General features: G+C 35.3%; 11 protein-coding genes. 4 read left to right on the forward strand and 7 right to left on the reverse strand.

The features are described from left to right. The 3 genes from NZM04_00815 to NZM04_00825 form a co-directional block, all read left to right on the forward strand. Positions 1-1,809 (forward strand): hypothetical protein (locus tag NZM04_00815; GenBank protein ID MCS7062586.1); only part of this gene is annotated, 1,809 nt, incomplete at its 5' end. A 1,136-nt stretch (positions 1,810-2,945) separates the two neighbouring features. Next, positions 2,946-3,137, forward strand: a complete 192-nt coding sequence (locus tag NZM04_00820) for a hypothetical protein (protein ID MCS7062587.1) — start codon at positions 2,946-2,948, stop codon at positions 3,135-3,137. Beyond that, positions 3,122-3,751, forward strand: a complete 630-nt coding sequence (locus NZM04_00825; protein ID MCS7062588.1) for a hypothetical protein — start codon at positions 3,122-3,124, stop codon at positions 3,749-3,751. Before NZM04_00820 ends, NZM04_00825 begins: the two co-directional genes overlap by 16 nt. Before the next feature lie 218 nt (positions 3,752-3,969). Here the strand turns inward: NZM04_00825 and NZM04_00830 are convergent, their stop codons facing one another. From NZM04_00830 to NZM04_00850, 5 genes are all read right to left on the reverse strand, one after another. Further along, positions 3,970-4,704: a hypothetical protein gene (locus NZM04_00830; GenBank protein MCS7062589.1), complete on the reverse strand. Its 735-nt coding sequence runs from the start codon at positions 4,702-4,704 to the stop codon at positions 3,970-3,972. Continuing rightward, positions 4,704-5,009, reverse strand: coding sequence for a hypothetical protein (locus tag NZM04_00835; GenBank protein ID MCS7062590.1), 306 nt, complete (start codon positions 5,007-5,009; stop codon positions 4,704-4,706). Before NZM04_00835 ends, NZM04_00830 begins: the two co-directional genes overlap by 1 nt. Positions 5,010-5,394: 385 nt before the next feature. Then, the gene (locus tag NZM04_00840; protein ID MCS7062591.1) at positions 5,395-7,383 is read right to left on the reverse strand and encodes a hypothetical protein; all 1,989 of its coding nucleotides are present in this window, start codon (positions 7,381-7,383) and stop codon (positions 5,395-5,397) included. 25 nt (positions 7,384-7,408) lie between these two features. Then, entirely contained in the window at positions 7,409-8,152 is a 744-nt protein-coding gene (locus NZM04_00845; protein MCS7062592.1) for a hypothetical protein, read from the reverse strand. 366 nt (positions 8,153-8,518) lie between these two features. After that, positions 8,519-8,743, reverse strand: coding sequence for a hypothetical protein (locus NZM04_00850; protein MCS7062593.1), 225 nt, complete (start codon positions 8,741-8,743; stop codon positions 8,519-8,521). Positions 8,744-9,460: 717 nt separating this feature from the next. On the opposite strand from NZM04_00850, the gene NZM04_00855 reads away from it, so the two are divergent. Continuing rightward, the gene (locus NZM04_00855) at positions 9,461-9,589 is read left to right on the forward strand and encodes a hypothetical protein (GenBank protein ID MCS7062594.1); all 129 of its coding nucleotides are present in this window, start codon (positions 9,461-9,463) and stop codon (positions 9,587-9,589) included. 1 nt (position 9,590) lies between these two features. Here the strand turns inward: NZM04_00855 and NZM04_00860 are convergent, their stop codons facing one another. Beyond that, on the reverse strand, positions 9,591-9,740 hold the full coding sequence (locus tag NZM04_00860) for a hypothetical protein (GenBank protein ID MCS7062595.1): 150 nt from the start codon (positions 9,738-9,740) through the stop codon (positions 9,591-9,593). A gap of 468 nt (positions 9,741-10,208) precedes the next feature. After that, on the reverse strand, positions 10,209-10,463 hold a 255-nt coding region (locus NZM04_00865; protein MCS7062596.1), incomplete at its 5' end, for a hypothetical protein.

Here is a 10,463-nt window from a genome sequence, read left to right on the forward strand (position 1 = left end):
AGGGTGGTGATATATTACATGAGATTTTTATATGACAGCGATGATAATCCATTAAAAATAATTGCAGCCATTGCTTTTTTAGCCAAGATGAAAGACAAATATTGCGATAAAATTATACCACCATTATCCAAGAAGGCAGAAGAGGAAATTAAAGCTGCTTTATACATATCACGTTACATTAGGTATAGAAAATCTTATTATCTGGATAAAGCTATATCCACACTTGACTTCATGTACAAATCGATCAGGGCAGATATAATAAAATTTTTTGCCATTGGATTAAGAAAAAACAAGGTGGTTCGAAGAAAATTGATAGAGAGGATTGAAAAAGATTATCAACAAAATGGTGGTTATTCACTTAAATACCATTCATCTGTTGGAAGATTAATTCTATTAGCACGATTGGGGTTTTATAAAGATGTACTTAAATTTTTAAAGAAAGGAATTAATTATTACTCGCATGAAGATGAACTGGGGTCATTATCTAGTTTCATGGAATTTATTTCAGAAATTGATACTATAGGATATCACATGGGCGCAAGTATAATAAGCAAGATTTATAAAGGCTTTCTTATAAAGCAAGCGAAGAAATATTTATATTTATCTATTTATGTAAAAGATTTTATAATAAACCAAACTATACAATATGGAGATTTTGCTGATTTCTATGTATTAGAGCGGAATTGGCATGATCCTAAAGATAAAAAGACTTTGATACTCGCCCTGAGTAACATTGTTTATCGTCTGCGTAAGCTCGACGCGTCGAAGGGTATCATCTTGAGGGGTAAACATTATAGCAAAGAAAGGTTCGAGTTTTTGCTAAATAATTGCTGCAAAAAAATATATAAACTAATATCTAAGCAGCCTAAGCTTGATGATGATATAATAATAGCTCTCGGAAAAACAGGGTCGAAAGAGTGTATTAATAAATTACACGAATTGATAGATTCTTCAGATAATTCCATTAATACAAAAATCCTGGACGCAGCTATTTATAGCATGGATAAGGATTTAATTAACAAAGCCATTCAAAAGTTTATCGAAAAAGGTTACGGGGAGGTTTTTAACTATGAATATCCCGGCTTTGTAGCTAAATTAATTAGCGAAGATAATTTGATTGAGATGATCAAAGCTTTTGACCGATTACTCGCTTGCGATAAAAACGTTGATGATATAGAGGAGTTATTATTCAAGTACGCTAAATTGAAAAAGAGATGGGATATAATTGAGAAAATATTAGATGGCAGACTAAATCAAGATGAATTTTATTATAGCCTAAGGATGGCAATATATATATCTCCAGATAAAGCAGCAGAATATTTGATAAGAAACGAAGATAAAATTAAATCAATAAATCGTAAGGTTTTGATGCTATGTGTTTATAAAATGATGGAAAATAACAACCCAACTGCTGACCATCTTATCAAGAATATAGTAGTTACATACAATTTATCAGATAAAATCAATGACATTGTTTTATCAAGTGGAAACCCCTCGGCTTTTAAATTTTTATACCAAAATGCACATATCTTAGCTAAAGATTTCAAGGTTGAAGATAAGGAGATTCTCAAGTTTATACCACAGGAAAATATTATTCAACCGGCATTGGAGGTAATAAAAAGTACACGTCAAGAAGATCATCTTAAAGCAATAATGAATGTATTGATGGAATTAGGCCAAGGTGATATTATGCATAAAATAATAAAAACAATAACGACGAATTCACCCGATCATCCATCAATATCAGAATTGATAATATCTCTTAGTAAGTTTACTTCTACAATAAACGACGAGATGTTTTTAGTTTAGCTGCGTGAAGTAAACCCCATTGTTTTTAAAGTCAACTACTTCTCAAATATTTTCGGGAAGAGAGTTTTTAATCTAGGCGATGTGATTTGTTTATCAATCAAACAAATATAGTTAACAATACGTTATGTGCAGTGTGATAGAAATGAGAGTACGCTCAGCAATGCACTTTACATAGTTAGCTACTTGTGATTGCATTTAGAGAGAATTCGATAAATAATTGTAGGTAGTACATAAATCCAAATACTTGCTTCATCCTGCGGATAGCTCTGATAACTCATATGCGTTTACTTGAATTGCTGATGTCAATTCCCGCATTGCACATAGGACGCGACCGACCGCCGTAGTTCCTACACACACGGCGAAAAACGCCGCGAACGTTAGCTTAAGCAAGCGAGATTCACAAAAAGTCCGCAAAACTTGTTTCAACCGATTAGGTCTGCGACTTGTTTTCGTAATCAGAGATATTCCCCTGTCGTTAGCCTAAAGCAGTATACCCAATGAAGCCGTCTGTGCAGTACTGAAATGCCTGTTGCTCTGTATCCACCATTGCCTGCATCATGGCCTCATCGCGTATAGAGTATCTACCAGTTCATCATGCAGCGCGTATTTTGCTTAACACGATTGATGAGATAGCCGCATTTTTTACTCCTGACGAATGTAAATAGCTTAATAATCTCAACGATGAGTTATTCTTCTGTTGGAAGAGCGTGGAGTTATGGACCAAAGCACGATAACGGATGCGCCTGACTCAGTCAGCTATCAATTGAGCACTTGACAGGTAGATTGCGCCCGATGTCTCTGAAGACGTAGATATGAGGTCAAAAAGTATCATCATGACCTGTGTTTTTAGCTTTAGATAATCCGAATGTTTTCGTGCGATATTCTTTTCTAATCCTGTGCCTAGCCATCTTGATATATTTGGAGTATCATTGCTTCCAGATCAACGCATTAAAAAATCATTCATTTATTATTTTATTCATTAATATACTATAGTATAAATAGCATTCTTTTTAAGATCATTGCCGACAAAAAGCTTGGATAACTTAGTACTTATAACTATTTTAGACCAGATCTGCTATAATAAAAGATGGCAACTAAACAGGCTTCCGTAAACTAAGAATGTTTTGGATCTAGATATGGAAGAATACGACTTAACCGCATATCAAGAAGAAATATCGCTTAGTTTCGATGATTTAGATGAAGTATTGAAGTTGTTTAGAGTGGCAAATTTGCTTATATCTTTTCCGCATATTTTATTTTTGATGATAATTTTAGTGTATATATTTATCTTTGGGTTGCCTGATCATTCAAAATGGCAGCATCAGTAATGAGCATTACATCTATTATTTTTTCTTTACTTGCAATCGCACCTTGTTCTATTATATTTAGATTGATAGCAAAATTTGATGTAAAACCAAGGCCATTACTTACACTAATAGGTATTATTCTTACTATATTAATTTGCATTATCGCTGTGATTAGTATGGCTATGGCATTTATAGATTATATTGTTTTGTCACATATAGTTATATGTATAGCATCTATAAATCCATTGGCGTGTTTTTTAAATTTTTATTACCTGGAGGTTGACTATAAAAACAATGATATTAGAGTTAAAACACCTATGTTTTTGTTTTTATTATTATCAGTGATTGTTGTTTTGATTGTATATCGTATATTCTATCAGAGGGAATTAACTATGCGAGAATATTATTATGTAGGTGGATTAAGTATAAGTATGATAGCAGCATATCTTCTTCTAATTATATTAAAGCGTATTCTTAAAATCGGTGGATTATCATTATTTTCTATAAATCAGCTGAAACGAAAGATGAATGTCGGTGAAAAAATATTATTGCTAATAGCGTATAGTACATTTATTTTCTGTTTTAGTTATTCTGGAGCAGTTGGAGAATTATTAAGAAGAGGAAGAATTTTTTAGTCCAAATTTTTATGCAATGCATTTAAGCATTAAAAGCACAAAGAAACCGCTACACATTGAACACAAAGGCGATCTATATTTTAACATTGCAGCGGTTTATTTAAATCTACATAATTTTCGCTCTAAATGAAGATATATACAAGGCAGATCTTTAGCATTAATTAATTTTTATTTTATTATATTAGACTAATGTTTAATATAAAGTTGATGCTCTAATTTTAATATGGTTTGCTAAAAAGCTTTTTAAAATCAGACAGATTTATTCTGCAGCTTGTCTCGTTTATTGATTTCTTAAATAGCAGGTATATCCATGTATAACTTATCGGCTTTAAAAAACCGAACACATAGAAATGATGAGGAAATGTGCGACGCATGTCCATAAGAATTTCAGCATATCTTCCTTTTATATTGTATATATTGCTATTTATATTAATAACAACGCCGCTTTCTATAAAAGAAATATCTGACCACTTTAAGTTCACAATAGCACTGATCGGTAAAGGTATGTGTGAAATCAAAACTATCGCAGCTTTTACGACAAAATCATGCCATTTGTTTTTAAACACATCATGATTTACTAAATGGTATAAAAATTGTCCTTCAATCAATGTAGCGCGGTTACTTTTTATTGAATTATTCCGGCCAAACTTTGTGTAAAAATTAACCTCGGTGATTTTTACCCCGTGTTTAAAACAATATTCATTAAATTTGTTGGCTATCTTGAAATAGTAATTTATTGTGCTCAAACTGTATCCATGGCGTTTTTGTAAATATAATCTATAGTTATCCGTGTTAATATCTAAATTATTATCAAAGGCGTGCTTGATGTAGCATAAATAAATATGCACTGCACGTTTGTATCCGTATATTGTGGTCTTTCTTTTTTTGTAAACATGTAATTCACTGATGAAATACTCGGCCAATTTTTGTATTTCTTTTTCTGAGAAACTCATCAGTTCAAAACTATATTCTTAGCTTTCAAAAGCTCTTCTACTGTACATTGCATGTAATTTTTTATCAAAGATATCTCTAGGATAATATATTTTTTAGGACGGCCCTGATTATTACCCTTAGGCCAAATAGCTAATTCTAAGGGCAATTTCCCACTTGCCACCGCCATTGCTGATTTGAGTATATTTGTAGCAGTTGAGTGGCTTATTTCAAGTTCGCGAGCCACATCGCAAGGTCTAATCTTTGGATTCTGATTGATTAGACTTATCGTCTTCTGGATGAGCAACGCTCTTTCATTCTTCTTCATATACTAATATTATACCCCCTTCACATAAAAACAAGCTTAATTAGTGATCAAGTATTGAATATAACACAAAAAAGGCAAAAGAACAAGGCCATATTTTCTTAGTTATACCAAAATACAACATATTTCATTTGGGTTTTAGCTTTGAAATAAGCATGTTTTGTCAATAGCAATGGTATAAGAGTATTATCGTTTGCGTCTAAATAAAGATAAAATATTAAAGGTAAAATTAATTAACTTAAAAATTTGATGCAATCTTTATTTGTTATCGAAATAATTCTAGGTTAAATTATATGACAGTGTGTTCGTCTTGATATTGATAAAAAAATAAAACGACATAATCTTTGCCATGCACTTGAAATGATAATGAATGAAATTGCTTATAAATTTAATAGAATGATGAAAGATAGGAATTACCTATGTAAACTCTGAAGTCTACATTTAGAAATCTTGATAATATATCGTATAGTAAGGGCGGTTTGTTTTTCACACGAATAATGTACTCGAATAGTTTATTCTTTAAGTCAATTTTATACATAGTGGGTGACGTACTAATCATGCCGCTTTTTATGATATTTTGATAAATATCAATAGCTTCTTTCTTGCATCTTTCCTGATTATAATTGCGCACTATAATTGAATGATATACATCATTGTTCTTAGCTCTTAAATCAATGAGATATCGAACACTTTGTAAATATAGATCATAATCGAATGTGCCATAAACATCTAAAATAATAGGTCTTGCGTGAATGAATAAGGACATAGCATAAAGCGCCCTTCTCCACGCAGTTTCTCTTGATTCATGAGAAATATTCTTTGGTTGCGCGTAAACAAAAATAACGGCATCATAATAATCATTATATGGATACTGGCCAGATATATAGCGATAAAAAGTAAATGACAATGAAGAGGAGGGCTGCATATTTGTGACCATAGACCAATTTATACGTCCTGATGTATTCTTAGTTATATTTTCAATGTTATTCTCATAGTCTTTTGCCACTTGGTTAAAACATAAATCCTTTATCATCAATATTTTCTTGCCGCTTTTAATGTAATCCAGAATTATTTCTCCTATCTTTTGATAGCCTTTTTTATCCGGACGTAAGACATCTGGATAACAAAAGTGCTTTTCTGTTGGTAGATAGTTTTTGCTATATAAAAACTCATATGGAATAAACGGACACAACAAATACATATTCATAGTTGCATTCACTGAGTTTCGCAGGTTATATATCATAAAACCAATGAAGTTGTTTATTATCCTTCTGCCATACTGATAATCCGCTTTATTATCACTTATGATAAAAGCAACAGGATTATTTCCTATGGTGGCCCAAGGTGCTGAAAATAGAGCAATTTGTCCATAATCATTTAAATCCAGAGGTGTTTTTTCTGTATATATATATCTCATATCCTTTATATTTTTTGCCACATTTATCCCACATATTCCATTGGGAACACAGATATTAGAATAGTGATCTTGGTTTTCTTTTTTTATCCTCAGAAGGGCACTGTTAAGAGCATTAGCATCTGATATCGGTATCCAATAACAATTTTGATAGCCTGTGCTGTAAATTTGTGTATTGTTATAATTAATTCTTCCGTTAAAATTATTTTCTTGCCCGTGATTCTTAGAAGCTACTGCGCCAAGCATCAAACGAATAATCCCCCTTTTATCTAGTTGATGGATATCCTTATAAGATAATCCATTTTCAATCATCCACCATTCTAGTGATATCCCTGGGTTATCATTAAGTTGTTTCAAGGCATCTTTATACTTATCATCAGTGTGTCCATTGTGATTATTCATGAAAACAATCATTCTGCTGGGATTAATACGGTATCTCTTTATGCTATAAGTTTTATTAACTAAATTATTTTTGCATAGATCTTTGATAGCCTTCTCAAAATTGCGCGGATTGATTTCTTTGCCTATATACTGTTTAATTGTCTGCTCCCCTAAAGATCCTCTTCTACTTTTCCGTATAAAATCATAAATCCTCATTTCTTCCGCAGTCATTTTCACATCGTCTGTCATTTCATTTACTATTTCATAATTACTAATCAATTTGGGTGCATGAGGATAAAGAAATAAAAGTGACTGACTTAATGGTATACCATAAAGACTGTTAAGGAGACTAGCGGATTCTATATAACTATATGGTATCTCGTATTTTTTGTCTAAATAAATAGTTTTGGCGCTTTCATGATATTCGCTTGATGAAGAAATCACAATGCATGGTATGAGCCTATCTCTTAGATTACATGTTGCCAGATACGCTTGTTGATCCTTCAAATCCTCTTTTGTATCAGCGAAATAGATCAAAGGGATGTCATAAGGCAATCCAAGCGGAATAACTTTGACATACATAGGTAGGAACAACCCCGTATAATTTTTAATCTACATTAAAGAACTTTAATTTTTCTTCGGCTAACTTTTCAGCTAGCTCGGTTTGGGTATCATCGTTAGACATAAGCTTTACGCTTCCGTAGTGAACTTTTCTGCTTTTATGTGTTGGCCTGCTTCTTTCCTTGCTTTTATTGTTATTCAATGCCACTGCTTTGACGTAAGCCCAGCTGAGTTTATTGTAACGACATGCAGCCAAGAAAGCATCTTCCCATATATTGATATCTTTTATTTGGTTGCTAAGTTCTTTTATCTCTTTAATAATCCCTTCTGGTATCTTGTGATGGATATTCTTAGCATATTGTTCTATAATATAATTGAAAACTCGATTTTCCGCACCATCATCATACATAAAAGTCTTGATATATATAATTTCTGCAATGGATGAGATCATTTCCCACTGGCATATATTTTCACATACTGCTTGTGCAAATGCAGCTTTCCATGCAAGTGCCGATGGTATTCTCTGTATTTCTTTTCTTATATTTTCATATACATTATCTTCTGGCACACCTATTGTAATTTCATACATCAATTTAACAAAGACGAATAAATTTTCACATGGATCTATATTATCGTGAAATAAAAAAGCATTATTTTTCTTTATACTCTCTTTAACTTCTTTTATGGCGCTTAAAAAGCTATAGCTGTTTAGGTGCGCCTTCTTGTTTACAATAGAGATAATAGAATCGATAACGAACTCGACAAACAGGACGGATGGTGGGGTCTGCATACATCTATTTTAATCCCATCAGGGCGAAATCGCAAGTATTTTAGCCAGAAAAAAGCTGGGATTCTGTTGGATATTAAGATTAATTGAAAGATAGACCTTCATCGTAAAGGTCATGAATATAATGGTTTGCTAATATTAAATTGCCGTTTATAAATTTTCTTAAATTAATAGGAAACTGTGGATGATCAATCAGAGTGGTTAAAAAATATCGCCATTTAACTGATCGCATAAGATAGCAAATATGTTCAGCAAACTCCTCCTCGTTTATTTTTTTCATATCAAGGTATATTAGTAGATAATTAAAATATTTTTCAAATTCATTATCTGAATTTGGATCTTCTATTGAGTTTAAAAACATGTTTTAAATTATCTACCCAAATAAGCAGATGCTATGTATTCTTCACTGCCATGATTTAATTGGCCTTTATGATATTTTTCGCATAACTCGTCATCATCAATTAAATCCAAACATATCCTTTCAAGGCATATACTTATATCATCCTTCTCACTGTTATCATTATCTAGTTCTCTTTTTAATATTTTAACGGCTAGGTTATGAGCATTTTTTAGGATATCTGTTTGCGCTTCCATGCCTTTATTATAACACCTACATCTTATTCTTGTCAGTTATTTTAATGCCTGGTAATCAACAAAAGGAGGTCATAAATATTAAAATGTTACATAAATAACATATGATAATCTACGCCATTGCTATTTAACTGATTATTCCAGCTCAGTTCTTTCCACATCTATAAATCCTGTGTACATTAATCAAAAAGTGCTTTTATGGCGCTGTTTGAAACGTATCTAGAACAGTTTACCAATTAAATATTCAATCAGGCGCTAAATAGGTCAAACACACTGTGATCATACCTTAGCTTATTCCGCTATTTTCCAATTCTACTGCCTAAACTTAAGCACAACTCTATCCTGCTATTAAGTAATATGGTGCTCCATGATTGACTAGGGGAAATGAATATTTGTTACCAGATGCCTATCAGCAGGATTATGGAGCGCCTAAATCAAAATACTTGCGTAGTCCCGCGGATAGCTCTGATAACCCGGATGCGCTTGCTTGAAGGGATGCCACTGATTCCAGCATTACACAAAGGACGCAACCGACCGCCGTGGCTCCTCCACACACCGCGAAAAGCATCGCACCCGTTGGCCTAAGCGAGTGAGAGCCCCCGCAACTCGGCGAGACTTGCTTCAACTGAATAGGTCTGCGACTTGCCCGGCGCAACTAGAGACAGCCGCCACGCTAGTCCAAAGCGGCATACCCACTGAAGCCGTCAGTGCAAGACTGAAATGCGCGTATCACTTGATCCACCCCCGCTTGCAACACCGCTTCATCGCGGGATAGAGTATCTACCAACACATCACGCAGCGCGTCCGGCGCTCGACCTGCGTGATTTTACCCCCGACGAATGTGAATAGCTCATCGAGTTCGACGATAGGTTAGTCGTCTGTTGGGGGGCTGCGGGATGGAGGCAGCCAAGGCACGTTCACCGGCGCACTTGACCCAGGTGACTACCGATTGCGCACTTGACACGCCGATTGCGCCCGATATGTTGGAAGCTGTGGCCATCTAGATACATCTCGACGGCTTGGCGCTGGATTCTAGGCGGGTAGCCGGGTGTGCCTAAACCCAAATACTTGCGTAGTCCCGCGGATAGCTCTGATAACCCGGATGCGCTTGCTTGAAGGGATGCCGCCGATTCCAGCATTGCACAAACGACGCAACCGACCGCCATAGCTCCTACACACACCGCGAAAAGCACCGCGTCCGTCGGCCTAAGCGAGCAAGAGCCCCCGCAACTCGGCGAGACTTGCTTTAACTGAATAGGTCTGCGACTTGCCCGGCGCAACCGGAAGATGCTACCACTGTAGTCTAAAGCAGCATACCCACTGAAGCCGTCGGTGCAATACTGAAATGCCCGTGGCGCTTGATCCACCACCGCCTGTAACACCGCTTCATAGCGGGATAGAGTATCTACCTGCTCATTACGCAGCGCGCGCCGGCGCTCGACCTGCGTGATGAGATCGTCGCCTTTTTTTACTCCCGACGAATGTGAACTGCTCTCAAGCTTGACGATCGGTTAGTCGTCGGTTGGGAGCTGTGGGATGGGGGCAGCCAAGGCACGTTCACCGGCGCACTTGACCCAGTTGGCCACGGATTGCGCACTTGACACGCAGATTGCGCCCGATGCGTCGGAAGCTGTGGCCATCCAGATACATCTCGACGGCTTGGCGCGGGATTATGGGCGGGTAGCCGATTGGGTTGGGCTGAGGGGTGAAATGACGATTGCAG

The organism is Candidatus Methylacidiphilales bacterium (assembly GCA_025056655.1).
In the GTDB taxonomy this organism is placed as follows: domain Bacteria; phylum Verrucomicrobiota; class Verrucomicrobiia; order Methylacidiphilales; family JANWVL01; genus JANWVL01.

Excerpts from the sequence above, each read along its gene's own strand:
- NZM04_00820 (MCS7062587.1), top strand. The coding sequence starts at position 2,946 with ATGGAAGAATACGACTTAACCGCATATCAAGAAGAAATATCGCTTAGT.
- NZM04_00825 (MCS7062588.1), top strand. The coding sequence starts at position 3,122 with ATGGCAGCATCAGTAATGAGCATTACATCTATTATTTTTTCTTTACTT.
- NZM04_00830 (MCS7062589.1), bottom strand. The coding sequence starts at position 4,704 with ATGAGTTTCTCAGAAAAAGAAATACAAAAATTGGCCGAGTATTTCATC.
- NZM04_00835 (MCS7062590.1), bottom strand. The coding sequence starts at position 5,009 with ATGAAGAAGAATGAAAGAGCGTTGCTCATCCAGAAGACGATAAGTCTA.
- NZM04_00840 (MCS7062591.1), bottom strand. The coding sequence starts at position 7,383 with ATGTATGTCAAAGTTATTCCGCTTGGATTGCCTTATGACATCCCTTTG.
- NZM04_00845 (MCS7062592.1), bottom strand. The coding sequence starts at position 8,152 with ATGCAGACCCCACCATCCGTCCTGTTTGTCGAGTTCGTTATCGATTCT.
- NZM04_00850 (MCS7062593.1), bottom strand. The coding sequence starts at position 8,743 with ATGGAAGCGCAAACAGATATCCTAAAAAATGCTCATAACCTAGCCGTT.
- NZM04_00855 (MCS7062594.1), top strand. The coding sequence starts at position 9,461 with ATGCGCGTATCACTTGATCCACCCCCGCTTGCAACACCGCTTCATCGC.
- NZM04_00860 (MCS7062595.1), bottom strand. The coding sequence starts at position 9,740 with ATGGCCACAGCTTCCAACATATCGGGCGCAATCGGCGTGTCAAGTGCG.